This is a genomic window from Amycolatopsis sp. NPDC059027 (assembly GCF_042739735.1).
Lineage (GTDB): Bacteria > Actinomycetota > Actinomycetes > Mycobacteriales > Pseudonocardiaceae > Amycolatopsis.
Map to the genome: position 1 here is coordinate 20,575 of NZ_JBHYIK010000021.1, position 22,156 is coordinate 42,730.

Below are 22,156 nucleotides of genomic sequence, written 5' to 3' on the forward strand. Positions count from 1 at the left end.
CGGTAAGGGGGCAAGGAGGTTGAGCGCTGCCGGGTCGGTCGGAGTCGGTGAGTCGCGACCGACCCGGCAGGGCTCAGCGGGTTAGTGGCGCTCGGTCTGGGGCTGGTAGCGCCAGAGCGAAACGCCGTCGATCGCTACGAGGTCGAGTGCGTCCTCGGTGAGGGCGTCGGGAATGGGGATGCCGACCGGGAACGTCCGCATGTCCGCCAGCGCCTGGTGGGCGTCGGGTGCGAGCGCGTAGACGTTGCCGTCGCCGAGGTACATCACTGCTGCTGCCATGGAGATCTCCTTCTGTGTTCGGTTTTCCGGTACGGCGTGCCGGTCGTGGCACGCCGCGTCTGGGGGGTGTCAGCGGCGCTTGCCGCGACGGGTTCGGCGGGAACGGGTGCGGGGCTTGCGGTTGCGCAGCAACCACCACCCGATAGCCACAACCGCCAGCACGATCAGCCACGCGCCGAGGAAGTCCGCGATGGTCTTTCCGGCCTGCCAGCCGAGGGAGGCGACAATGCTGTGCACGAAGGTGGTGAGCAACTCGCCGAACCCACCGCCGCGTCCGCCGCCGTGGTGCGCGGCGCGGTCGAGCACGAGCCCGGCGGCGTGGGTGAGGGCGTGCGTGTCCATACCGTTCTCCTCTGATCAGTGACGGTGAGTGACTGTTTTGGGGTGTGAAGTGCCGTCACGGCCACTCGGTTCGAGTGCCGCGTTTCGGGTTAGCGGGGCAGTTAGATCCCCGGATTCGGGTTAGTTCTCTAACTCGGGCAGTGAGATCCCCTGCATGGGGGCTGATCAGCGGGTAGTTAGGAAGTGAGCGAGTGAGACCGGTCCGCGGTGCCCCGCCGGAACCCCGGGTTTTCAACCCGGCGGGACGGTCGCGGCGTGGTCACTCACTCGTCGAGATCGGCGGTGGCCTGCCGCGCGAGGGCTTCACGCACGGTGACCGGGTCGATGGGGAACTGGTTGCGAGTGGAGGGCACCTTGACGCCGAGCTTCTTGAGCGCGGCGACCAGTTTCGGGATGGTCAGGTCCTGGTACGGGCGCCACTTCGGCGCCAGCGTCCGCAGCGCGCCGATGACCTGCCCGGCGGGGACCGGGACGTCGTCGAGGACCTCGGCGAGATCCTCCAGCAGGTCGCGGTCCGCCTCGGGTTGCGGGGTGGGGCGGTCGCCGCGGACCGGGGTGCCGGGCGCGAGTTGCGCCATCGCGCGTTCGATGACCTCGGTGGCCTGGTCCCATCCGGCGTCATCGTCGACCTTGACGAAGTAGGTGCGCACGATCTCGAACATCTCGTCGGTCATGCCGGTCGCGACCATGGTTCCGCGGTCGACGTTGAACCGCAGCTCGGTCGCCCGGATGCCCGCCGCGAACGAGCCGTCGCCGAGGAACCCGTCGTTGGAGCGCCAGGTCTTGACCGCGAAACACCCGTTCGCCCCCACGTTTTCGACCAGCTGAGAGGGGATCGCGTCGGCGCGGGAGGACTGCGTGTCGAACACCAGGGAGACCCCGGTCTTGCGGCCCCGCTTGACCACGTTCACCGCCAGCTCGGCGGCAAGTTTCCCGTGCGTGCCGTTGCCGAACAGCTCGTGGCACTCGGAGAACCCCACGAGCAGCGGGCGCATGTCCGGGTGCTGCTCGGAAATCTGCCGGGTCAGCTTCTTCGCGCCCAGCTCGGCGAGGCGTTCCTCCCGGCGCCCGACCTCGTCGTAGAGGGCTTGCAGGTGCGCCACGGCCAGCTCGACATGTTCGCTGGTAGCGCCTTTTTCGTAGACGGCCAGCCGCGGTTGGTAGGCGTCGAAATCGCCGTTCATGGCGAACACGTGCACCCTGATCTCACACAACGGGTCCAGCGCGCAGCCGAGCACCACGACGCGGACGGCGTTGGACTTGCCCTGCCCCGGCTGCCCGCCGAACACGGCGTTCGACCCGACGATCGGCATCTTGACGCCGTCGCCGCGCTGGGTGATGCCCATCGGGACACCCTCGAACACGTCCGCCTTGCCCTCGGACAGCAGCGGATAGTCCGGAACGGGCTTCTCCATCACGCCGGAGTCGGCGACATAGAGCTTCACGTAGCCCGGTTTTCCGCCTTTTTCCTTGCCGTAGTCGGACACCCACACCTCGACCGGGTTGCGGTGCAGGTTCTTCGCCAGCACCGGTGCCACGTCGGCGATGTCCTTCGGGGGAACGCCCATCGGCAGGTCGAAAATCGCGCTGTAGCCCTTGAACGCGCCCGATCCCTCACGGGTGGGGGTGAGGTCGAACCGCGGGCTCCAGCCCTCCTTTTTGAACGCTTCCTTGAGCCGGGCGATCGGCAGATACCGCAGCGCGGTCACGATCCCGTCGGCGGTGACGACCATGCCGCCTTCGGCCGCGCCGTCGCGTCCGGTCTGCATCCATTTCGGTGCCGCGTCGGCGTTTTTCCCGATGTACCACAGGGTTCCGGCCGCCAGCCACGGCGCGGCGAGCAGGAACGGCCCCCACGCCACGGTCACGGCGTAGGCGATCCATTCGATCAGGGAGAACAGGCCCTCGATCGGGCCGAACACGTCATCGATGTCCTCGTGCTTGATAGCCAGCACGATGCCGAGCACGAGCAGCGCCACGACCAGCGCGAGGCTGCCCAGCACGAGGACTTTGAGCAGCTTGCCGAACCCGTTGACCCAGTCCATCCGGCGGCGGTGGCGGCGTTCGCGGGCCATCTCCGCGCGCTGCTCCCACTCCTTGAGTTCCTCGGCGTTGCCGGAGGTCTCGGCGATCCGCATTTGCCGTTCGTAGCGGGAGTTCGTCTTGGCCTCCCACGCCCGTTTGGCCAGCACATACCCACCACCGAACACATAGGACACGTGCCGCGCCGCGCCCTTGCCCAGCGTCTTCGTGCGCTCGTGCGTGGCGACGGTCTTGGTGACCTTGGCGACGGTGACGACGTCACGGCGGTAGCCCTGGTACCGGGCCAGCATCCGCGCCTTCTGCGACGTGCGGCGCTGGTACTCCTCGTCGCTGATCAGTTCGCCCTCGATCACCTCGGTGTCGGCGGGTACGGGCAGGCGGTGCACGGTGGCCAGCTCGGCACTGCCGGTCGTCGTGGTGGTGGTGTCGTTCGTGTCGTCGTGGGTGCTCACCGGTCGTGGGTCCTCTCGGATCGGCTGTGCTGGTCGGTACGGTCGGGGTGGTCGGGCGCCGCACTCCCTCCCCCTCGAATGCGGCGCCCGACCCCGGGTCACTTCCGGTCGGCCTCGTAGTCCTCGCGCAAGATCCGTGCCCGGTCGATGCCGCACCGCAGCGTCTTGCGGATCGACTCCGCCGACGTCGGGTCCATCGCCACGTTCGGGTCGGCCAGCGCCTCGGCAAACTCCGCGCGCAACTGGTCCATCGACCGCTGTTTCGGCGCCCGGATCGTCCGCTTGCGCTTGCCCCGATCGGGGGTCGACTCACGCAGGTCAGGGCCACGATCGGGGGTCGACGGAGACACCGGGTCGACGGGGTCGACGGCGCCCGGTCGGGGCTGGTCGATCGTGCCCACGCCGCCCCCGTCACCGCGGGCACCGGTCGAGGTCTGCCCGGCCAGCCACGCCGCCGCCTCGTCAGCGATGGTGTCCGCCGGAGTGACCGGTCGACCCGGCACGATCGCCCCGACCAGCCGCGCCCGCCGCCACACCCGCGGTCGGGTGAGGACGAACAGGCCCGGGGTGTAGACCAGGGCAGCGGTGCCGTCCTCCCGGATCTGCGCCACCGCGTGCCGCACGGCGGTGCGGCGGACGCGCGCCGTCTTGCGTGCCTCGGCACGCTCCAGCCGTGCCACCGTCCGTTCGGCACGTGACCGGGGCGGCGCGGCCACCGCCAGCTGATGCGCGATGACCCCGGCGACACTCACCAGCCCCATGACCACCCCGGCGGTCCAGCCGCGGCCAAGCCCGTCCAGCAGGTTGAGCGCGAACCCGTACCCGGCGAACACGCCCACCCCGGCCTGCAACGCCCACACCGGCCGCCCGGGGTGGTGGGCGCGGGTGACCTGCACCGCCAGCGCGAACGCCCACATACCCAGCTCCGACAGGATGGGCAGCACCACACCCGAAGCGTTGCCGTACAGGACCAGCCCGAACCGCGCCATCGCCGGGACCGCCATCACCGCCGAGGCCAGCGCGAGCAGGTAGATCGGCAGATCCACCCGATGCGCGGACAACCACCTGCCCACCGCGCCCCACGCGGCCTCACGTGCCGCGCGGCGGGTGTTGCGGCGCTGCTCCCGCCGCGTGTCGGCCGCGTGCTTGTCCTTCCGAGCCTGCTCGGCCGCGGCCTCGGTGTTGAGGCGTGCCTGCTCCTGCTGCGCGACCCAGTCCGCGCGCCGCCGCGCGGCACGCTCGTCGGCCCAGCTCATGCCCGCACCTCCCGTTCACCCTCGCCGGATCCGCCGGCGGATTCCCTGCCCTCGCCCGTGGCCTCCAGCTGCCGCGGCGCCGAGCTGCCCTCGCGCAGCTGCACCACCGCGCGGTGGTCGCGGTACTCGTTGAGCGCCCACCACACGGCCACCGCCCCGGACACCAGGCCCAGCCACGGCGTCCACACCAGGGCACCGATCCCCGGGAGACCGATCCCGGCCAGCTCGGCGGCGTGCGCGGCCGTCCACGCCACAACGGCATCAATCCGCGTCCGCCCACCCTCGGTCGGCGTGTTCGCGCTGGTCATCAGTCCTGCCCCTCTCCGGCCCCACCGCGCGGCGCCGTGCGCAGCAGCGCAGCGACCAGGTCCCACGCCGCCTCGGCGGCCGACACCCCGATAGCCCCGAGCAGAACCAGCAACCACCACGTCCAGCTGTGCAGGTAGGCCGCGGTCGCAAGTACTCCGGCCACCCCGATTCCGCCTGCGCCCAGCTGGTGCCCGGCGTCGTAGATGTCCTGGCGTCGCACGTCGGCGGCGTGGGTGTCCTCGTCGGTGGTCAACAGCGGCGGTTTAGCCATGGCTCGCCTCCTGGGGGCTCGTGTGGTCGTGGGGGAAGAACTGGTTGATTGGCCTGCTCGGCGGGCGGCTGGCCTGCTCGACCGCGTAGCGGTCCAGCCGCTTCATCACCTCGGCCAGCACCCGTTCGATCAGCACGAACGGGATGCGCAGCAGGTGCAGGAGCAGGAACAGCACGAGCGTCCCGACGTGGCGCAGCAGCGCCGCGGTCCCGAACCGCGCAAGAACGTCGAAGGTGGTCACGCCGCCACCCCCAGCCGGTCGGCCTGCTCGATCTCGAAGCAGGTCCAGCACTGCCGCGTGCTGGTCGGGCACCGGTAGTCCTGCTCGACCGTGCACGTCACGCATGTCCGCAGCGCGCGGTTGGCTGCGTCGGTCTGCCCCGGACGCTGGCGCCGTTCGGCGGCCAGTTCCACCGAGAACAGCTCGGCCACGGTCTCGCGGGCGTAGGGCTTGTGGTGGCGGAACACCAGCAACGCCACCGGGTCCTGCCCGTTCGGCCGCATGTCGACCTCGCGCAGCTGCGAGACCGTGAGCAGGGTCGAGGGAGCCTCGCCCCACCCGAACACCGGCAGCCCGTCCCGGAAGCCGCGGCACTCGCACACGTGGTGCGTGCGCCCGTCGAACACCGTCGTGATCTGCTTGCGCAGCTTGCGGGGGTTCACGCAGCCTCACCCCGCACAGCGGTGTCGGTCGCGGACAGGGTGCCTACGATGGGGGTCCTCTCCGAACGGTCTTGCGGCTGGACGGTGAGACCCGACGCGGCGTGCGCGTTCTTGGCGGTTCGGGCCGCCGTGTCGGGGTCCTCGGTCAGGATCAGGTCGCGGGCCATCACTTCTTCCCCGCCTTCCGTGCTTTTCGCGCGGCCTTGCAGCCGGGGCAGGTCACCGACGCGAACCACGTCGTGCTGTACTCCCCGGCCTTCGCAGTCGCCCCGCACCACGCGGTGACCCGGCCCGACCAGAACGCCTTCGACTTCGTCTCGTGCACCAGTTCCTTGGCCATGTCAGCACTCCTCCCCGGTCACGCGGTCGGTGTACGGGCCGAACACGCCGGGGGCGGCGTCGCGCAGGATGCGGTGGTGGTCGAACGCCAGCGCGCCCGGGAACAGCAGCAGGTGGAACAGCGGAACCCACTTCGCCTCGGCGGCGTCGTCCCCGGCGGTCGGGACCGCCAGCTCCGGCAGGTGCCCGACGTGCGCGACCGACACCACACGGCCGCGGGGGTCGCGGTTCGGGTCGTCGTAGACGCCCAGCGGGGCCAGCTCGACACCGGAGAGCCCGGTCTCCTCGCGCAGTTCCCGCGCTGCCGCCTGCGCCGCGGTCTCCCCGGCCTCGACGTAGCCGCCGGGCAGCGCCCACTTGCCCGCGAACGGGTCCCACTCCCGGCGGATCACCAGCACGTGCGGCACGCCGGGACCCTCGCCGGACCTGCCGAACAGGACCACATCGGCGGTGTAGGAGATCGCCGAGGGCGTCTCGACGTCGTCGACGTCCTTGGCGGGCTGGACCTGCGGGGCCGTGCCGGTCACGTAGAACGGCACCGGTTCCACCCGGGCCTTCGCGTCCTCGTGTGACCACGGGAAGGTGTTGTTGAAGCGCCGCACGTAGCCCTGCGCGTCGGCGCTGGACTCGAACACAGCCAGCGTCGCCGTGTCCTCGTACTCGCCGGACACCGCCAGGTAGACGCGCGACGACGGCGAGGCCGGAATGTTCGGGGTGCTCATGCTCAGAAACTCCTCAAGACGGGATTCAGGGGAAGGACGGAACATGTCGGGGGCCATCAGCGCCCCCGGCGGAACGCGTCGAGCTGGTCCTTGACTGGCGGGCACTTGCACGGTGCGGTGCGGCACAGCACGCACACGACCTGCTCAACCGGGATGCGGCCGGATTCCGAGGACATGGTCATCACGCGGCCACCGCCCGACGGTCGGAGGCCAGGTCGTACAGGACCTCGGCGACCATGTCGTCCCGGTCGCGGCGGACCTCGTGCAGGGCCTTGAGCAGCGCGAACGCGGACAACCCGTGCTCGGACTCAATAGCCTGGTAGAGGCGGCGTTCCGTGATCGTGAGCCACGCGTCCCACGCCTCCAACGAGGCGGATACGGCGGGCATGTCCGCCAGCAGACCGACGAACGCCGCCGGAACGAACAACCGATCGGCGGGTATCACGCGGCCTCACCCTCGGCCGACGCGGTGATGCTCAGCCGCGCCGGAACCGCGGCCAGCGCCCGGCGACCAGCACGACGCCGCGTCCGCGACGCCCGGGTCTGGTCGGTGAAGTCGTACAGGAACGCGTACCGCTCCAACTGCGACGCCACCGACAACTCCCGCTCGATCTCCTCGGTCACCGCGTCCAACTCTTCGGCGACCTCCAGCCGCTCGAACGCCAGCACGGCGTCCTCCTGAGCAGCCAAAACATCGAACTCGTCGGTGCCGTCGTACGCGGCCTCGGCGGCTCGGCGGCTGATGTGCGTGGACCTCATGGGGTTCCCTTCAGTTGGTGTGTCTTGGAACACCACGAAGCTAACAGTTGTTTTTTTCAGATATCAACTGGTATCACTCGAATGGCCTAGCGCTGTGCCCGCTGAGCAGCGATAATGCGACCAATCATCTGGTATGTTCTGAGCCGTAGACCTATCAGATGACTGGCCTCCGACCATCGAAGGAGCTGCGCATGTCTCGGCCGCGTTCTGGTGTCCAGCGGTCCGAACCGTTGCACCAGCAAGTTGCCCGCAACATCCGGAACGACATCGAGGCGGGACGGCTCCGCGACGGGCAACCTCTGCCGTCCACGCGTGAGTTGGCGGCTGAGTGGCAGGTGAGCGGGTTCGTGATCAGCGAGGCGATGGCCCTTCTGATCAAGGAAGGGTTGGTCGTGAGCAAGCCACGGGCAGGGCGGGTAGTCCATGCGCCACACGTGACGACCGAGAAGCGTCCAGCCCCAACATCTCCGCAGGTCTTGCTTGTGGGTGGCTATGCCGGGAGCGGCAAGACGGAGCTTGGTCGCATCATCGCGCGAGAGACCGGCTGGGCGATGCTCGACAAGGACACCTTGACGCGTCCGGTAGTCGAAGCCGCCCTTGAAATGCTCGGCGTCTCGCCCAATGACCGAGAGTCGGACGTGTACGTGGACAAGGTCCGTCCTCGTGAATACGACGCACTCAAGAGTGCAATGACGGAAAATGTTGAGTGCGGGAACAGTGCAATCGTTACGGCGCCTTTTATCCGTGAGTTCTCTGATCCCGCATGGGTCAATCGTACCCAAGCTGCATGTGATGCACTGGGAGCGAATCTCACCTTTGTTTGGGTTTACTGTGATGCAGACTCAATGCACGCGTACGTGCGTCACCGTGGCGCCGCCCGCGATGCGAACAAGCTTGCAAACTGGGACGATTATCTGTCCGGCATAGATCTCGAATTGCGGCCACCGGCGCCGCATGTTGTCGTCGACAATTCGGCGTCAAGTGAGCCATTGCAGGACCAGGCCCGTGCTCTGGTTGCGAAGGTTCTGCAAGAGGGGAGTGCTGAGTAATGGCCGATGTTGTGCGAATTCTGGTCAGCAATGAGACTGATGATCAGATTGGCCACGAGCTGTTTAGTCGGCTAGAAGGGGTCGAGCTGATTACCTACGATCCAGCTAACCCGACATTGTCGGACCAGCAGCGACAGGCCGAAATCCTGATGGCGCCATATCGCGGTACGCATCGAGCTAAGCCGTATCTTCAGCAGTTGCCCGCACTGCGAATGGTGCAGTTGCCAGCCGCCGGTACCGATGAATGGCTTGACGACGTGCCCAAGCATTTGTTGCTTGCTGGTTCACGTGGCGGGCACTCCCGGCCGGTCGCTGAATGGGTTCTCTCGGCAATCCTAACTCAGCTAAGGCAGTGGCCAGCCTTGGTGCGATCTCAGGATGAGAGCGTTTGGGCGCACCGCAAATTTGAGATGGACACTCTTGCAGGTAAACGAGTGCTCATCATTGGAGCAGGAGGTATCGGCACCGCGGTTTCCCGTATGCTCGCCCCGTTCGATGCGGATTCGACTCTCGTGGCTAGTCGGGCGCGCGGCGATGTCCACGGCTCGGACGAGTTACCAAGCCTCATTGGCGGGCATCAAATCGTGGTGATCACCGCGCCGCTGAACGACGCAACGTTTCGACTCGTCGATAGGGATTTCCTCGCCGCGATGGACGACGGCGCGTTGCTGGTCAATGTCGGGCGCGGCAAGATCGTCGACACGGACGCTTTGGTGGGTGAGCTGCGCTCCGGTCGTCTTCGAGCGGCGTTGGACGTGACGGATCCTGAACCGCTCCCTGCCGATCACCCGATCTGGAGCTGCCAAGGTGCCATCATCAGCCCGCACTCGGCTCGCACGGTTCCAGGCACAAGCGCGTTGGTCTACGCGGTCGCGGCTGAGCAGATCGCGGCGTTCTTGGACGGGCGTGAACCGACGAACGCGGTGATCCGCCGGTAGGTTAGTGTTCCGGCTGGTCAGGGCCAGTTTCGCGGTCTAGAAGCTGGATGATTTGGCCCAGTGAGCTGTTCACGGTCGCGAAACCCCGGCGCATCTCCTCGCGAAGGTCAATCTGGTCCTCGCGCAACGCGTTGAGCGCCCCGGTATGGGCGCGCAGTTCGGCGCGGACTTCGGCGACGTCGCGGTCCGCGCCTGCTGCTAGTACGCGGGCCGCGGCACCGTCGGCTGACCGCTCACTCAGCTCGGCCACCAGCCGTTCCAAGCGCGCCACACGCTGCGTCAGTTCGTCGTCCGCCACGCCGTGATCCTACTGGCCGCCGACGGCTGAGCGGCAAGCTGGGGCATCCCGCCGTGGTCTCATTCGTGGTCTCATTCGCCCCGGTCCGCCGGGGTCCGGGTGAGTTCGGAGAGCTGGTGTTCCTGCTGGTCGACAGCCCAGCGGACGGGGGCGGACAGTCGTACGCTCTGCTTGAAAGCGAGCGTGGGGCAACCCACCGGGGGTTCAAATCCCTCCGCTTCCGCCATGGGGGACGTGTGTCCGCGGGGAGCGCGGACCTTTGGCGTCCGCCTTTGCCCCGGGGGTCGGACCCCCGGACCCCCGCCAGGGAGGGCTTCGCCCCCTGGACCCCCCACGGTGGTGCCGTTGGGTTCGATTCTTGCGTCGGTGACCTGGTTGCGTCGGTGACCTGGTGCATCGTCTTGCTTCTTGCCTTGTCTAGGTCATTACCAGGGCTGCTAGGGCTCCTGCCAGGAAGAGGTAGAGGGCGGTCTTGGCGGCGGATTTGCTGGTAAGAATGAGCTTCATGTCTTGAGTTGTACGGGGGCCGCAGGCGTCGTGGCTAGGGCGTGTGCGGAGGGTCTGGCGGGGACCTCCCGGAGGGGAGGTAGTGCGGGCGGGAGGCGTGGGCGGTGACGCGGGAGCGCGAGGGCGAGCGGGTCGACGACCTCAGTGACGTGGTGCGGAATGTGCATCGGCGGACGGAGGCGGTGCGGAGCCGGTTGGCGAATCATCCGCTGACGCGGGCGTATCTCGAGGCTGGGGTCCGGCTGCTTGATCGGGAGTTCTTCGCGGCGGAGGCGCCGGCGGAGGGGTTCACGCGGCCGCTGTCGACACTGACGCGTGAGAACGTCATCGCCGAGGTCGCCAACGGGCCCGCCGAACTGCCCCGCCACGGCACCCTCGGCTCGTTCCGCGACCGGTGGGCCTACTTCCCGGACTACCTCTCCGACCTCGCCCGCTACACCCTGCGCATCCAGCGCTGGTCCCCGCACCACCTCTCCGACCAGGCCACCCCCGCCCTGTCCGACGGCGATTTCGTCGCCGCCGTCGAGGAAATCGCCTACCGCGACATGGCCTCCATCGCCGGCGGCGGCGCCACCGCGCTGCGCTTCCGGTTCCTGCTCACCGCCCTCACCGGCCAGGACGAGCAGCTCCGCGAGGCCATGACCTCGGTGTACCGCGACATCACGACGCGCTGGGCCACCATGTGCGAGTCCGTGCTCACCGCGCGCGGGCTCCAGCTCCGGCCCGGCGTCACCTTCGAGGACCTCACGGTCCTGCTCACCGCGCTGGCCGAGGGGCTCGCGCTGCGCGTCTCCGCGGAACCCGAGGCGCGGATCCTCGACCACGACAAGCGGCAGTCGGTGCTCGGCGTCGCCGCGATGGCGTTGTTCGCCGGCTGCGTCGACCCGGGCGACGGCCGCCCGCTCACCGACGTCGTCGCCGCGCTGGCCGAGCGCGAACAGCGCCAGGCACCGTGAAACTCAGGCCTTTTTGAGTTCCCTCGCCGCGATGCGCGCGCGGACCTCGGGGCGGCGCAGCGGTGGCACCGTCGCCGGCGGCTGACGGCGTTCGGGCAGGTGCTCCAGCAGGTGAGCGGTGATCTCGGCGATCTGGGCGACGGCGGCTTCGAACGGCTCGCGGGTCGCGTCCGAGAGCGACTGAACACCGCTCACCTTGCGGACGTACTGACGCGCCGCCGCCTCGATCTCTTCACTCGTCGCCGCAGGCTGCAAACCACGCAAAGTGGTGATGTTTCGGCACATATCGAACAGGGTACGTGTCCGATGTCGTGGTTTTTGCCCTTCGGATCACACAGACGGGTTGTGGCCTGCGGACCTCGTTGACGTCGTGACGCGCGGTTAGGCACTCTCGGAGAAGTGCCTCTCAGACCGCGTTCCCTCCGCCTGAATCGCTCCGCACCCACGTCGGAAACCCCGGACACCCCGATCCCGGAACAGGCCTGGCACCGCGTACCGGCCGACGAACTGCTCACCCTGGTCGCCCACGTCTTCACCGCACACGACTTCCCCGAACCCCGCGCCCGCATGGCCGCCGAAGCGCTGTGCCACGGCGATCTCACCGGCACCCCGGAAAACGGCGTCGCGGATCTCCTGCGGGTGCACCTTCCCTTGCTGGACAACGGTTTCATTCGCCCACGTGCCGAACCGCTGATGATCGCCGACCGCGGCGCGGCGGCGTTGATCGACTATCGCCGCGCGCCGGGCCTGTGGGCCGTCGGCGACGCCATGGACCGCGCGGTCACACGGGCCGGGCGCTTCGGCGTCGGACTGGTTTCGCTGCGCGGAATCGGCCCGTTCGGCCGGGCGGGCCACCACGCGGCGCGGGCACTGCCGCACGCGATGATCGGTCTCGTCCTCGCTGCGGGCACCGATCCTGGACTGCCGGTCAACCCGCTGGGCATGGCCGCCCCGGCCGGGGCGTACCCCGAGTTCGTGTTCGACATGGACACTCCGACGCCGACCACCGGCGGCGATCCGGCGATGGCCGGGTTCGCGTTGCTCGTCGAGGTCCTCGCGGGCGTGCTGTCCGGCGTCGCCGACCACGACCACGACACCGGGCTGCTGGTGCTCGCGATCGCCCCGACGACCCTGCGCAGCGCCGACGGCTTCTACCGCGCCGCCAGCGCGCTCTTCGGCAGCCTGCTCGGCTGGGAGGGCGGCGCGCCGATCCGCTATCCGGGCTGGCGCGAGGCGCAGTACCTCGAACAGTGCCGGGCGCTCGGGGTGCCGTTGAGTGCTCCGGTCCGCCGGGACCTCGACAAGCTCGCCACGTCGCTCGGGCTGCCGCCGCTGACCAGCGTCGGCTAGGGGCGCGACGTCGTCTGGCGGTACAGCGCCGCGACGTCGGTGTCGAAGTAGCTGCTGTAGGACGTGTCGGGGTCGTCGCCGCCGTACTGGAAGCCACCGATCACACCGATCACCGTGCCCAGCCGGGTTTTCGGGTCCTGCTGGGTGACCCATGGGCCGCCGCTGGTCCCGTTCGGGAAGCCGACGCAGTCGACCCGCAGCTGGTAGGTGTCCTGCTGGGTCGTGGTGTTCTGGCAGACAGCCGGGACGTCCGAATCGTCCGGGTAGCCGGTCAGGGTGATCGGCTGGACGAAGGCGCCGCTGGTGGCCAGCTTGTTCGCGCCGGCCACGCTCTCCAGCGTCTTCGGGTTGCCCGGCTGATGCGCGGTCGCGAAGCCGACGTCGAGGTCCGGATCGGACGAAGCCGCCCAGCCCGGCGCGACCAGCTCGTTGCTCACGTTCCAGTACCCGAACGGCGCGACGCCGTTGTGGAAGCCGGGGGCGAAGGTGACGCCGGAGAGGTAGTCGCCGCCCTCGCCGTTGTGGATGCAGTGCGCGGCGGTGATCAGGACATCGCCCTGGTCGCTGTGGACGACGCTCGCGGTGCAGTAGTGCGAGCCGTCGACGAAGAGCGCGCCGACCGCGGTGCTGGACACCGGCGGCAGCTGCGATTTCGCGCCCCCGGCCTGTGCGGCGGCCACCGCGGAGCCGTCATCGGCTATCGGGTTGTCGGGGGTGGAGGTCACCACGACCGTGGCCACCACGGCGCCGAGCGCCAGCACCACGACGAGAGCGAGCAGCAACGCGGAACGCCGCACCTGCTCCCCCTCTCCTGCTCGACGATTACCCCCTGTGGAAACCAGATCACCATATTCTGACCCGGCTCCGACAGCGAACGCGGAGAACCCACAGGAAGCTCACAGTTGACATACCACTAGTATCTGTAACCACGGAGTAACACCTTTGACGCACGGGAGTTGGCGATGAAGCGGTTCACGGGCAAGGTCGCGGTGATCACCGGCGCGGGTTCGGGTATCGGGAGGGCGCTCGCGCTGGAGCTGTCCCGCCGCGGCGCCAGGCTCGCCCTCTCCGATGTGGACGCCGACAGGGCGGCGGCCACCGCGGAGCAGGCGGGCGCCGCCGCGCGGTCCTACCGGCTCGACGTCTCCGACCGCGCCGCGGTGCTCGCGCACGCCGAGGAGGTCGCCGGTGACTTCGGCCAGGTCAACCTCGTGGTGAACAACGCGGGGGTGGCGCTCGGCGCGACCGTCGAGGAGATGTCCTGGGCGGACTACGACTGGCTGATGGGCATCAACCTCGGCGGCGTGGTCAACGGGACCAAGGCGTTCCTGCCGCACCTGATCGCCTCCGGCGACGGGCACATCGTGAACATCTCCAGCGTCTTCGGCTTCATCGGCGTGCCGACGCAGAGCGCGTACAACGCCGCCAAGTTCGCCGTGCGCGGATTCACCGAATCGCTGCGCCAGGAAATGCTCATTGCCGGACACCGGGTGGGCGTCAGTTGTGTGCATCCCGGCGGGATCAAGACCAACATCGTCCGCGATTCCCGGAATGCCGGCGGCGAGGATCCCGAGCAGGCCGCGGCGGGATTCGAGAAGATCGCGCGGACGTCGCCGGAGAAGGCGGCGCTGACCATCGTCCGAGGGATCGAACGCCGTTCCGCGCGGATTCTCATCGGGCCGGACGCCTATGTGCTGGACGCGATCCCGCGGGTGCTCGGCTCGGCCTACCAGCGGCCCGCGGCGATGCTGGCGAGGTTGGGACTCAAGCAGATGGGTGGTCATTGACACGCGCCCCGTCGTATACGGGAAATAGGTAACGGCAGTTGTCCCCGCGTGGTCGGGTGGGTAGCCAAGAACGGCACGCGGGGTCATGATGGACGGCCACGACGTCACACGATGGAGTTACGTTTCCGACGTTTTCGGTGGAAAGGCACCAGAATGCTGACGTCCGCGCCGAGCATTGCCGTGTTTCCCCCGGAGGTCCCCCGATGTCGCGTACCGCGCAGCGCAGTGCGGCCCGCCCCGCGCCCGCCGACGCCGCGGAACTGATCGACCGGACCGGGATCCTCGCGGCGAGCCTGCCCAAGCGCAGGCGCAGCCCCGAGAACGAACCGGAGCCCGCACCGATCTACACGCGCCAGCCGGTGTGCGATCAGGATCTGCGCCCGAAGTCGGTGGTGATCCGGCGCCGCCGCTCGCGGTTGTGGCTGGGCGGGGCCGCCGCCTTCACCCTGCTCGCCATCGGCTGGCTCGGCGGCGGGATGCTCGGCGGGCTGTCCTCGTCGGAGGACGCCGCGTCGCTCGACTCGCGTCCCGCTGTCGCCACTCAGCCCGCGCCGGCACCGGCGCCGCCCGCCGCGCCTGTCGTCCAGCCGGAGCCGCGCGTCGAGCACGCGCCGCCGGTCACCGTCTACGTCCCGGTCCCGGCACCGGCGCCCCGGCAGGTCCCGGTCGCGAAGCTGCAGCCGCGTCCCGCGCCGATCCGGTCCGAGGAGCCGCGCGCCGAGGTGCCGCCCTCGACGAGCAGTCCCAAGCCGAAGGCCAACCCGGTCCAGGATTTCGTGAAGCCGTTCATGGACGGCATGGACAAGATGATGTTCGGCCAGCGCTGAGTTTCCCCGAGGTCCTGTCCGTAGCGGCCGGGCCGCACCGGTGTCGCCCACTGTCCCACCCGCGTCATGGAGACGTCCGGTGCGGGCCGGTGCCGAGGGACGCCCTGGGTGCGTTGGCTGCGACGAGGGCGTCCCTCGGTGCGTCGAGCGCACCGAAGGCGTCCCTCGGTAGCTCACTCCGTCCAGTGATACTCGTGTTCCGGGCGGCCGGTCGCGCCGTACCGCAGCCGCATCCGGACCGCACCGGATTCCGCCAGCGCGGTGAGGTAGCGCTGCGCGGTCGCTCGCGCCATGCCCAGCTCTCCGGCCACCTCCGCGGCGGACAGCGGGCCGTCCGCCTTCCGCAGCAGCTCGGACACCAGTCGTGACGTCGCCGTCGACTGGCCTTTCGGCGCGGCCGTCCGGTCCTGTTCGTGCAGGACGCGGAACGCGCGGTCGACGTCGTCCTGGCCGAGCGCGCGGTCCTCGGCGAGCAGGCCGCGGTAGCGCGCGTAGCTGGTCAGCCTGTCCGCGAGCTGGCGCGTGGTGAACGGCTTGATCAGGTAGTTCAGCGCGCCGGCCCGGATCGCCGTGCGGATCGAGGCCGCGTCCGTCGCCGCGGACAGCACGATCGTGTCGGCCTGAAGCTCCGGCAGCACGGACAGGCCCGATTCGTCCGGCAGGTAGACGTCGAGCAGGACGAGGTCGGGGGACAGCTCGCGCACGCGGGCGCGGGCCTCCGCCGCGGTGTGCGCGGTGCCGACCACGGCGAACCCCGCCACCTCCTCGACGAAACCCGCGTGCACCCCGGCGACCCGGAAATCGTCGTCGACGATGAGCGTGCGGATCATGCGTGTCCCTCCCGCAGGATGTTCGGCAGTTTCGCGACGAACAGCGCGCCGCCCTCGGCGTTCCCGGCGCCGGCCAGCCAGACGTCCCCGCCGCGGGCGCGCGCCGCCTGCCGGGTCAGCGCCAGGCCCAGCCCGTGCCCCGGCGCGATTTTGGTGCTGACGCCCTCGTCGAACACCGTGTCGCGCAACTCGCCGGGTACTCCGGCGCCACTGTCCACAACGGACACGTGCAGCGTGGTTCCCTCGGCCAGCAGGCCGACCTCGACAGTGGCCGGACGTCGCGGGCCCATTCGCGCGGCGTGCAATGCGTTGTCGACGAGGTTGCCGATGACGGTGTTCGCGGCGATCGGATCGGTCACCGTGCCCGGCACCCACGAGTCGTCGGACAGCGTGAGTGTCATGCCCTTTTCCTGCGCCTGCTCGGTTTTCGCCAGCAGCAGCGCTTGCAGGTACGGATCGGCGACGGTGTCGCTCACGTCGCTCGGCCGCGCCGACGTCGTCTCGGTCAGCGTCTGGAGGTAGTCGACGGCCTCGGCGTGGTGCCCGAGCTGCAACAGACCGGACAGCGTGTGCAGCCGGTTGGCGTACTCGTGACGTTGCGCGCGCAGGCCGTCGGACAGCGCGCGGATGCCGTCGAGTTCGCGGGTCAGGGTGTCGAGGTCGGTGCGGTCGCGGAAGGTCAGCACGGTGCCGATGTCGCGGTCGTCGCGGCGCACCGCCCGCGAGTTGATCACCAGCACGCGATTGCCCGCCACGGCGAGGAGATTGTCCACCGGGCGTCCTTCGTGGACGGCCTTGTGCACGCGCGGGGAAAGCTCCAGTTCGGACAGTCGCGCGCCGACCGGGAGTTCGGTGCCCAGCAGGCGTTCGGCCTCGTCGTTGCGCACGGTGACCTTGTTGTCCGCGTCGACGGCGACCATGCCCTCGCCGATCCCGTGCAGCACGGCCTCGCGCTCGTAGAGCAGTTCGGTGAGTTCGTGCGGTTCCAGGCCGTGGGTCAGGCGCCGCAGCCGCCGGTTGAGCAGCGCGGACGCCCCGGCACCGAGCAGCAGCGCGCCACCGGCGAAGCCCAGGATGCTCAGGAGCAGCTTGTCGAAGTCGCCGGTCAGGTCGGCGATCTCGAAGCCGACACTGACCTCGCCGACGACGCGATCTCCTTGCCGGATAGGCGTTTTGCTTCGCACCGAAAGCCCGAGTGTTCCGGCCTGTACCGCGCTGATGACGTTGTTGCCCGCCAAGGCTTCGTCCGGCGAAGTGAGGACCCGTTTGCCTACTTCACTCGGTGTCGGATGCGCGATCCGGATGCCCTTGTCGTCGGTGACCACCACGAACAACGGGTTGTCCTTGACCGCGGGATCGGTGTAGCTCCGGACCCATTGTTCGAGGTTGTCGTTGGGCTTCCGCGCTGCGGCGGCCGCGACGACCTGGGGGTCGGTGGCGAACGAGCGGGCGATGGCGAGCGCGCGCTGGCCGTACTGCTCGGTGAGCGTGCCCCGCAGCATCACGCCCACCAGTGCGACGCCGAGGCCGACGACCAACACGACGACGCCGATCTGCAGCAGCAGGATCTGGCGGCTGAACCGCATCCTCGGAAATCTGGCCCGCGTTGGCATGGCTGGGACGATACGCCCAGGTCAGCGCCATGAGCAAAATGAGCAAAACGCGGAGAACGCACGAAGCGCACGCAGAACGTCGACAAGCTTCACCTCGCCGGCGAGTCGACTTAACGTCCCCGTGACCGGCAGCACTGTGACCCCAGCAACAGCCGGTCGCCGCCAGCACCACCGTGACGAAGGAGTCACCCCCGATGACGTCCCCACCACTCATCGAACTCACCGGAGCCACCAAAAGGTTCCCGAGCGGATCCGGTTCGGTCCACACCGCCGTCCGTGACCTCACCATGACCGTCCAGCCGGGCGAGTTCGTAGCCGTCGTCGGCCCGACCGGCTGTGGCAAGTCGACCACGTTGTCGCTCGTCTCCGGCCTCCAGCCGCCGTCGGCGGGACGGGTGCGCGTCAACGGCCAGGACGTCAGGTCCATTCCGGACGGTGTCGGCTACATGTTCCAGACCGACGCGGTGATGCCGTGGCGGTCGGTGCTGGACAACGTCGCGTCCGGGCCGCGGTTCCGTGGAGTGTCCAAAGCGGACGCTCGCGCGCTGGCGACGGACTGGATCGCCAGGGTCGGGCTCGCCGGGTTCGAGAAGTACTACCCGCACCAGCTTTCCGGCGGGATGCGCAAGCGGGTCGCGCTGGCGCAGACACTGGTCACCCAGCCCAAGATCCTGCTGATGGACGAGCCGTTCTCCGCGCTCGACGTGCAGACCAGGGCGCTCATGCAGGACGAGCTGCTGCGCCTCTGGTCCGGGAGCGGCGCCGCGGTGATCTTCGTGACGCACGACCTCGACGAAGCAATCGCGTTGGCGGACAAGGTGGTCGTGATGACCGCGAGTCCCGCCACCGTGAAGGACACCTTCGACATTCCGCTGGAACGGCCGCGCAAGGTCGAGGAACTACGGATCACGGAGGAGTTCCGTGTGCTGTACTCGAATATCTGGGAGTCGCTTCGCGGCGAGGTCGACAAGGCCCGCGAGAAGGGAGCGAACCGTGTCGCTTGAGACCCCGGCGGCCACGTCCGCCCCCTTGCCGGTCCTGGAAACCGAGCAGGACATCCTCGCACGGGCCAAAAAGGCCGGTATCCGGCGCAAGCGCAACATCTGGGCGCTGCGCGCGGCGATCGTCGTGGTGCTGCTCGGCGCGTGGGAACTGGCCGCGACGTACTGGATCGACCCGTTCTTCTACTCGAAGCCGTCGCTGATCTGGCACCGGCTGGTCGAGTGGATCGGCAAGGGCACCGATTTCGGGTCCATCTGGTACCAGATCCTGGTGACCGTCGAAGAGGCGGTGATCGGCTTCGTGCTCGGCGCCATCGCGGGCGTCGTGGTCGGCGTGATCCTCGGCCGGAGCGCCTATCTCGCCGAGGTGCTCGCGCCGTTCATCAAGGCCGCCAACGCTTTGCCACGGATCGTGCTCGCCGCGTTGTTCGTGATCTGGTTCGGTCTCGGACTGTCCTCAAAGGTCGCGACGGTGTTCGTGCTCGTGTTCTTCGCGGTGTTCTTCAACGCCTTCACCGGTGCCCGCGAGGTCGACCGCAACCTGATCGACAACGCGCGCATCCTCGGCGCCACCCGTGGCCAGGTGCTCAAGTCGATCGTGCTGCCCAGCGCGACGTCGTGGATCCTGTCCTCGCTGCACGTCGCGTTCGGTTTCGCGCTGATCGGCGCGGTCGTCGGTGAGTACACCGGTGCCAAGGCGGGGATGGGATTCCTGATCGCCAACGCGCAGGGAACGTTCGACACCGCGGGTGTCTACGCGGGCATGCTGATCATCACCGTGGTCGCGTTGCTGGCCGAATGGGGCATCAGCACCCTCGAAGGCCGCCTGCTGCGCTGGCGCCCGGCGATGTCGACGGACCACGGCCGCGGGGACATCTGACATGCGTCTCAAAAGGACAGTCGGAATCGTGGTCGCGGCCGCCGTCGCGATGACCGGGCTCACCGCCTGCCGTGACTCGCGGGTCATCGATCTCGGGAACTCGGGCAAGCCGCACGTCAAGCTCATGGTCGGCGGCCTGTCGAAGGTGATCTACCTGCCGGGGCAGCTGGCCCAGCAGATCGGCGCGTACCAGAAGCAGGGGCTCGACGTCGAGCTGTTCGATCAGCCGTCCGGGGCGAACGCCGAGACGTCGTTGCTGGCGGGCGAGGTGCAGGCGGTGATCGGGTTCTACGACCACACCATCGATCTGCAGGCGAAGGAACAGTGCATCACGAGCGTGGTGCAGTTCGCGAATGTGCCGGGTGAGGCGGAAATGGTCGCCACCAACAAGGCGGGGCAGATCCGGAGCGGTGCGGACTTCAAGGGCCGGAACCTCGGCGTCACGTCGCTCGGTTCGTCGACGGACTTCCTGACCAAGGCGCTGGCAGCGCGTGGCGGAGTGAGCTCCAAGCAGTACACGCCGGTGAAGGTCGGGGCCGGGCAGACGTTCATTTCGGCACTGCAACAGGGATCCATCGACGCCGGGATGACGACCGACCCGACCATCGCGCAGCTGACGAACACCGGGCAGGCCAAGGTGCTCTACGACATGCGCAACGAGGAAGGCACCCGCGCGGCGCTCGGTGGCCTGTATCCGGCGAGTTCGCTGTACATGAGTTGCGAGATCGTGAAGCGCTATCCGGATATCGTGCAGAAATTGGCCAACGCGTTCGTCGAAACGCTTTCGTGGATTTCCTCGCACACCCCGGAACAGATCGCCGACATCATGCCGAAGTCGTTCGCGGGCGGGGACAAACCGCTCTACGTGAAGTCGCTCAAGGACAGCATCGGCATGTTCACCAAGGACGGCCGGATGGACCCCGACGGCGCGAAGAACGTGCTCAAGGTGCTCGGCGAATCGTCCAGCAACGTGAAGCCGCACAAGGACCGGATCGACCTGTCGCAGACCTACACGACCCGGTTCGTCGACACGGCACACGCCCAGGTCGCGCGGTAAGGACCTGCTCATCCGTCCGGGCGGCGGATGAGCGCGGTTCCGTGGAGGATCCCTTCCGAGTCCCCCCCCGCCGGGAAGGGGTCCTCCACGGGCTTTTCGGGCAGCCCCGCGTTCACCGAACGGGTCCGTCCGGCCGCTGACAGAACGGAGCCGGATGGCTACCGTGGAGCGACATGGGGCAACGGGGGACGGGGATCGAGTTTCGCCAGGCGCTCGCGGTGGGGGAGTTCCGCGCGCTGTGGGCGGCCGAGGCGTTTTCGCAGGCAGGGGACCAGCTGGCCAGGGTCGCGCTGTCGCTGCTGGTCTGGGAAAGGACGTCGTCGGCGGGGCTCACCGGGCTCACCTACGGCCTGACGTATCTGCCGACACTGCTCGGCGGCACGTTGCTGGCGGGGCTCGCCGACCGGTTCCCGCGCCGCGCGGTGATGATCGCCTGCGACCTCCTGCGTGCGGTGATCGCCGCGGTGATGGCGATCCCGGGCACTCCGCTGCCGGTGCTGTGCGCACTGCTGGTCGCGCTGACCATCGCGGGCGGCCCGTTCCGCGCCGCACAGCTCGCGCTGCTGCCGGACGTGCTGGAGGGCGAGCGGTACGTCGCCGGGCTGGCCGTCCGGAACATCACGATCCAGACCGCGCAGCTGGCCGGATTCGCCGGTGGTGGGCTGGTCGTGGGGATCATCAACCCGTACTGGGGCCTGTTCGCCGACGCCGTCACCTTCGTGGCTTCCGCGGCGCTGGTGTGGTCCGGGGTCCGGCACCGGCCCGCGGCGGACACCGCCGAATCATCGGCGAAAACCCGGCTGCGCCGTGCTTTCAGCCCGGACGGGGCCCGGATTCTCATGCGCGATCAGGGAATTCGCGTGCTTTTCGCGCTCAAGATGCTGGCGGGGCTCGCGGTCGCGCCGGAGGGGGTGGCGGCGCCGTTCACCGCCGAGCTCGGGGTGGGTTCGTTCGCGGTCGGGCTGTTGCTGGCGAGTGATCCGGTCGGTTCGGTGGTGGGCGCGTGGGTCTTCACGCGCTGGGTGCCCGCGCCACGCAAGACGTCGTCGATCGGGTTGCTGGCCGTCGCTTCGCTGGTGCCGCTGGTGTTCCTCGTGCTGCGTCCGCCGCTGCCGGTGAGTCTCGCGCTCGTCGCGCTGAGCGGGGCCTGTTCGGCGCCGTACCACATGCAGGCCGTCGCGCTGACCGCCCGTACGGTGCCGGACCGGGTACGTGCGCAGGTCATGGGCCTGATGTCGACGAGCCTGGTGACGGTGCAGGGGGTCGGGATCATGCTGGCCGGGCTGGTCGCCCAGCTGACCGCGCCCGCTCTCACCCTGGGGCTGGCGGGCGCGGCCGGTGTCCTGCTGGCCGTGCCGCTCGCGGTCGCGTGGCAACGCGTCACCACGGCGCGGCCCGACGTCTGGTTCCCGCCCGAACGGGCGGGCTGATGGTCGCTGGCTCAGTCCTCCCGGCTGTACATGGTGTCTCCCCTCCACTGCTCCATTCGAGTGTTCGCTCTTGCCGCCGGGCCACTCACCGTGCGACCGGGGATACCCTGAGTCGTGAGCGGAAGGGGGCCGGTCATATGAATCTGGGGGATTCAGAACCAGCCGGAGTACCCAGCGCAGGGATGGTAGCTCGTTCCA

At 68.8% G+C, this 22,156-nt stretch carries 27 protein-coding genes and 1 tRNA gene; 11 read left to right on the forward strand and 17 right to left on the reverse strand.

The features are described 5' to 3' along the window. Window positions 1–81 precede the first annotated feature (81 nt). The 12 genes from ACFWY9_RS16515 to ACFWY9_RS16570 form a co-directional block, all read right to left on the reverse strand. Window positions 82–279, reverse strand: coding sequence for a hypothetical protein (locus tag ACFWY9_RS16515; protein WP_378339178.1), 198 nt, complete (start codon window positions 277–279; stop codon window positions 82–84). Window positions 280–348: 69 nt separating this feature from the next. Further along, window positions 349–621: a hypothetical protein gene (locus tag ACFWY9_RS16520; RefSeq protein WP_378339179.1), complete on the reverse strand. Its 273-nt coding sequence runs from the start codon at window positions 619–621 to the stop codon at window positions 349–351. A gap of 263 nt (window positions 622–884) precedes the next feature. Beyond that, a complete protein-coding gene (locus tag ACFWY9_RS16525; RefSeq protein WP_378339180.1) occupies window positions 885–3,116 on the reverse strand; it encodes an FtsK/SpoIIIE domain-containing protein in 2,232 nt (743 codons plus the stop codon). Window positions 3,117–3,214: 98 nt separating this feature from the next. Then, a complete protein-coding gene (locus ACFWY9_RS16530; protein WP_378339181.1) occupies window positions 3,215–4,372 on the reverse strand; it encodes a hypothetical protein in 1,158 nt (385 codons plus the stop codon). After that, on the reverse strand, window positions 4,369–4,680 hold the full coding sequence (locus ACFWY9_RS16535) for a hypothetical protein (RefSeq protein WP_378339182.1): 312 nt from the start codon (window positions 4,678–4,680) through the stop codon (window positions 4,369–4,371). Before ACFWY9_RS16535 ends, ACFWY9_RS16530 begins: the two co-directional genes overlap by 4 nt. After that, window positions 4,680–4,952, reverse strand: a complete 273-nt coding sequence (locus ACFWY9_RS16540) for a hypothetical protein (protein ID WP_378339183.1) — start codon at window positions 4,950–4,952, stop codon at window positions 4,680–4,682. Before ACFWY9_RS16540 ends, ACFWY9_RS16535 begins: the two co-directional genes overlap by 1 nt. Further along, on the reverse strand, window positions 4,945–5,193 hold the full coding sequence (locus ACFWY9_RS16545) for a hypothetical protein (protein ID WP_378339184.1): 249 nt from the start codon (window positions 5,191–5,193) through the stop codon (window positions 4,945–4,947). Before ACFWY9_RS16545 ends, ACFWY9_RS16540 begins: the two co-directional genes overlap by 8 nt. Beyond that, window positions 5,190–5,615 (reverse strand): RRQRL motif-containing zinc-binding protein, encoded by a 426-nt coding sequence (locus tag ACFWY9_RS16550; RefSeq protein WP_378339185.1) that lies wholly within the window; start codon window positions 5,613–5,615, stop codon window positions 5,190–5,192. Before ACFWY9_RS16550 ends, ACFWY9_RS16545 begins: the two co-directional genes overlap by 4 nt. Before the next feature lie 166 nt (window positions 5,616–5,781). Next, a complete protein-coding gene (locus ACFWY9_RS16555) occupies window positions 5,782–5,955 on the reverse strand; it encodes a hypothetical protein (RefSeq protein WP_378339186.1) in 174 nt (57 codons plus the stop codon). A 1-nt stretch (window position 5,956) separates the two neighbouring features. Further along, window positions 5,957–6,676, reverse strand: a complete 720-nt coding sequence (locus tag ACFWY9_RS16560) for an NUDIX domain-containing protein (protein ID WP_378339187.1) — start codon at window positions 6,674–6,676, stop codon at window positions 5,957–5,959. A gap of 181 nt (window positions 6,677–6,857) precedes the next feature. Further along, window positions 6,858–7,121: a hypothetical protein gene (locus ACFWY9_RS16565; protein WP_378339188.1), complete on the reverse strand. Its 264-nt coding sequence runs from the start codon at window positions 7,119–7,121 to the stop codon at window positions 6,858–6,860. Further along, window positions 7,118–7,435: a hypothetical protein gene (locus ACFWY9_RS16570; protein WP_378339189.1), complete on the reverse strand. Its 318-nt coding sequence runs from the start codon at window positions 7,433–7,435 to the stop codon at window positions 7,118–7,120. Before ACFWY9_RS16570 ends, ACFWY9_RS16565 begins: the two co-directional genes overlap by 4 nt. Before the next feature lie 191 nt (window positions 7,436–7,626). On the opposite strand from ACFWY9_RS16570, the gene ACFWY9_RS16575 reads away from it, so the two are divergent. After that, the gene (locus tag ACFWY9_RS16575) at window positions 7,627–8,484 is read left to right on the forward strand and encodes a GntR family transcriptional regulator (protein WP_378339190.1); all 858 of its coding nucleotides are present in this window, start codon (window positions 7,627–7,629) and stop codon (window positions 8,482–8,484) included. Beyond that, window positions 8,484–9,422 (forward strand): NAD(P)-dependent oxidoreductase, encoded by a 939-nt coding sequence (locus tag ACFWY9_RS16580; protein WP_378339191.1) that lies wholly within the window; start codon window positions 8,484–8,486, stop codon window positions 9,420–9,422. The genes ACFWY9_RS16575 and ACFWY9_RS16580 overlap by 1 nt, the downstream gene beginning before the upstream one ends. A gap of 1 nt (window position 9,423) precedes the next feature. On the opposite strand, the gene ACFWY9_RS16585 is transcribed toward ACFWY9_RS16580, so the two are convergent. After that, window positions 9,424–9,720, reverse strand: coding sequence for a hypothetical protein (locus ACFWY9_RS16585; protein WP_378339192.1), 297 nt, complete (start codon window positions 9,718–9,720; stop codon window positions 9,424–9,426). A 146-nt stretch (window positions 9,721–9,866) separates the two neighbouring features. Between ACFWY9_RS16585 and ACFWY9_RS16590 the strand changes: the two genes are divergently transcribed. Both ACFWY9_RS16590 and ACFWY9_RS16595 read left to right on the forward strand, forming a co-directional pair. Then, window positions 9,867–9,946 (forward strand) — tRNA-OTHER (locus ACFWY9_RS16590). Between the two features lie 385 nt (window positions 9,947–10,331). Beyond that, window positions 10,332–11,183 (forward strand): hypothetical protein, encoded by an 852-nt coding sequence (locus tag ACFWY9_RS16595; RefSeq protein WP_378327467.1) that lies wholly within the window; start codon window positions 10,332–10,334, stop codon window positions 11,181–11,183. Between the two features lie 3 nt (window positions 11,184–11,186). Here ACFWY9_RS16595 and ACFWY9_RS16600 read toward each other — a convergent pair whose 3' ends face one another. Next, window positions 11,187–11,468: a DUF2277 domain-containing protein gene (locus tag ACFWY9_RS16600; protein WP_378327466.1), complete on the reverse strand. Its 282-nt coding sequence runs from the start codon at window positions 11,466–11,468 to the stop codon at window positions 11,187–11,189. 114 nt (window positions 11,469–11,582) lie between these two features. On the opposite strand from ACFWY9_RS16600, the gene ACFWY9_RS16605 reads away from it, so the two are divergent. Further along, complete coding sequence (locus ACFWY9_RS16605; protein WP_378327465.1) at window positions 11,583–12,533, forward strand: Ldh family oxidoreductase; 951 nt, start codon at window positions 11,583–11,585, stop codon at window positions 12,531–12,533. Here ACFWY9_RS16605 and ACFWY9_RS16610 read toward each other — a convergent pair. After that, window positions 12,530–13,330, reverse strand: coding sequence for a trypsin-like serine peptidase (locus tag ACFWY9_RS16610; RefSeq protein WP_378339193.1), 801 nt, complete (start codon window positions 13,328–13,330; stop codon window positions 12,530–12,532). The two genes, ACFWY9_RS16605 and ACFWY9_RS16610, sit on opposite strands and share 4 nt — an antisense overlap. A 165-nt stretch (window positions 13,331–13,495) precedes the next feature. Between ACFWY9_RS16610 and ACFWY9_RS16615 the strand changes: the two genes are divergently transcribed. Together ACFWY9_RS16615 and ACFWY9_RS16620 are read left to right on the forward strand one after the other, a co-directional pair. Further along, entirely contained in the window at window positions 13,496–14,320 is an 825-nt protein-coding gene (locus ACFWY9_RS16615) for an SDR family NAD(P)-dependent oxidoreductase (protein WP_378327463.1), read from the forward strand. Between the two features lie 203 nt (window positions 14,321–14,523). Next, window positions 14,524–15,147, forward strand: a complete 624-nt coding sequence (locus tag ACFWY9_RS16620) for a hypothetical protein (RefSeq protein WP_378339194.1) — start codon at window positions 14,524–14,526, stop codon at window positions 15,145–15,147. A 173-nt stretch (window positions 15,148–15,320) separates the two neighbouring features. Here the strand turns inward: ACFWY9_RS16620 and ACFWY9_RS16625 are convergent, their stop codons facing one another. Both ACFWY9_RS16625 and ACFWY9_RS16630 read right to left on the reverse strand, forming a co-directional pair. Then, the gene (locus ACFWY9_RS16625) at window positions 15,321–15,977 is read right to left on the reverse strand and encodes a response regulator (RefSeq protein ID WP_378327461.1); all 657 of its coding nucleotides are present in this window, start codon (window positions 15,975–15,977) and stop codon (window positions 15,321–15,323) included. After that, window positions 15,974–17,563, reverse strand: a complete 1,590-nt coding sequence (locus tag ACFWY9_RS16630) for an ATP-binding protein (RefSeq protein ID WP_378339195.1) — start codon at window positions 17,561–17,563, stop codon at window positions 15,974–15,976. The genes ACFWY9_RS16625 and ACFWY9_RS16630 overlap by 4 nt, the downstream gene beginning before the upstream one ends. Window positions 17,564–17,784: 221 nt before the next feature. Here ACFWY9_RS16630 and ACFWY9_RS16635 point away from each other — a divergent pair, with 221 nt between their 5' ends. The 4 genes from ACFWY9_RS16635 to ACFWY9_RS16650 all read left to right on the forward strand — a co-directional run bounded on the left by ACFWY9_RS16635 (window position 17,785) and on the right by ACFWY9_RS16650 (window position 21,958). After that, window positions 17,785–18,594 carry an ABC transporter ATP-binding protein gene (locus tag ACFWY9_RS16635; RefSeq protein WP_378327459.1) on the forward strand — a complete coding sequence of 270 codons (810 nt, stop codon included), beginning with the start codon at window positions 17,785–17,787 and terminating at the stop codon, window positions 18,592–18,594. Next, window positions 18,584–19,471: an ABC transporter permease gene (locus ACFWY9_RS16640; RefSeq protein WP_378327458.1), complete on the forward strand. Its 888-nt coding sequence runs from the start codon at window positions 18,584–18,586 to the stop codon at window positions 19,469–19,471. Before ACFWY9_RS16635 ends, ACFWY9_RS16640 begins: the two co-directional genes overlap by 11 nt. A gap of 1 nt (window position 19,472) precedes the next feature. Then, complete coding sequence (locus ACFWY9_RS16645; protein ID WP_378339196.1) at window positions 19,473–20,528, forward strand: ABC transporter substrate-binding protein; 1,056 nt, start codon at window positions 19,473–19,475, stop codon at window positions 20,526–20,528. Between the two features lie 173 nt (window positions 20,529–20,701). Further along, the gene (locus tag ACFWY9_RS16650) at window positions 20,702–21,958 is read left to right on the forward strand and encodes an MFS transporter (protein WP_378339197.1); all 1,257 of its coding nucleotides are present in this window, start codon (window positions 20,702–20,704) and stop codon (window positions 21,956–21,958) included. The last annotated feature ends 198 nt before the right edge of the window (window positions 21,959–22,156 follow it).

What these genes read in the sequence shown, in the direction of transcription:
- ACFWY9_RS16515 (WP_378339178.1), bottom strand. Translation starts at nt 279, where the DNA reads ATGGCAGCAGCAGTGATGTACCTCGGCGACGGCAACGTCTACGCGCTC.
- ACFWY9_RS16520 (WP_378339179.1), bottom strand. Translation starts at nt 621, where the DNA reads ATGGACACGCACGCCCTCACCCACGCCGCCGGGCTCGTGCTCGACCGC.
- ACFWY9_RS16530 (WP_378339181.1), bottom strand. Translation starts at nt 4,372, where the DNA reads ATGAGCTGGGCCGACGAGCGTGCCGCGCGGCGGCGCGCGGACTGGGTC.
- ACFWY9_RS16535 (WP_378339182.1), bottom strand. Translation starts at nt 4,680, where the DNA reads ATGACCAGCGCGAACACGCCGACCGAGGGTGGGCGGACGCGGATTGAT.
- ACFWY9_RS16540 (WP_378339183.1), bottom strand. Translation starts at nt 4,952, where the DNA reads ATGGCTAAACCGCCGCTGTTGACCACCGACGAGGACACCCACGCCGCC.
- ACFWY9_RS16555 (WP_378339186.1), bottom strand. Translation starts at nt 5,955, where the DNA reads ATGGCCAAGGAACTGGTGCACGAGACGAAGTCGAAGGCGTTCTGGTCG.
- ACFWY9_RS16560 (WP_378339187.1), bottom strand. Translation starts at nt 6,676, where the DNA reads ATGAGCACCCCGAACATTCCGGCCTCGCCGTCGTCGCGCGTCTACCTG.
- ACFWY9_RS16570 (WP_378339189.1), bottom strand. Translation starts at nt 7,435, where the DNA reads ATGAGGTCCACGCACATCAGCCGCCGAGCCGCCGAGGCCGCGTACGAC.
- ACFWY9_RS16575 (WP_378339190.1), top strand. Translation starts at nt 7,627, where the DNA reads ATGTCTCGGCCGCGTTCTGGTGTCCAGCGGTCCGAACCGTTGCACCAG.
- ACFWY9_RS16580 (WP_378339191.1), top strand. Translation starts at nt 8,484, where the DNA reads ATGGCCGATGTTGTGCGAATTCTGGTCAGCAATGAGACTGATGATCAG.
- ACFWY9_RS16600 (WP_378327466.1), bottom strand. Translation starts at nt 11,468, where the DNA reads ATGTGCCGAAACATCACCACTTTGCGTGGTTTGCAGCCTGCGGCGACG.
- ACFWY9_RS16615 (WP_378327463.1), top strand. Translation starts at nt 13,496, where the DNA reads ATGAAGCGGTTCACGGGCAAGGTCGCGGTGATCACCGGCGCGGGTTCG.
- ACFWY9_RS16620 (WP_378339194.1), top strand. Translation starts at nt 14,524, where the DNA reads ATGTCGCGTACCGCGCAGCGCAGTGCGGCCCGCCCCGCGCCCGCCGAC.
- ACFWY9_RS16625 (WP_378327461.1), bottom strand. Translation starts at nt 15,977, where the DNA reads ATGATCCGCACGCTCATCGTCGACGACGATTTCCGGGTCGCCGGGGTG.
- ACFWY9_RS16630 (WP_378339195.1), bottom strand. Translation starts at nt 17,563, where the DNA reads ATGCGGTTCAGCCGCCAGATCCTGCTGCTGCAGATCGGCGTCGTCGTG.
- ACFWY9_RS16635 (WP_378327459.1), top strand. Translation starts at nt 17,785, where the DNA reads ATGACGTCCCCACCACTCATCGAACTCACCGGAGCCACCAAAAGGTTC.
- ACFWY9_RS16645 (WP_378339196.1), top strand. Translation starts at nt 19,473, where the DNA reads ATGCGTCTCAAAAGGACAGTCGGAATCGTGGTCGCGGCCGCCGTCGCG.
- ACFWY9_RS16650 (WP_378339197.1), top strand. Translation starts at nt 20,702, where the DNA reads ATGGGGCAACGGGGGACGGGGATCGAGTTTCGCCAGGCGCTCGCGGTG.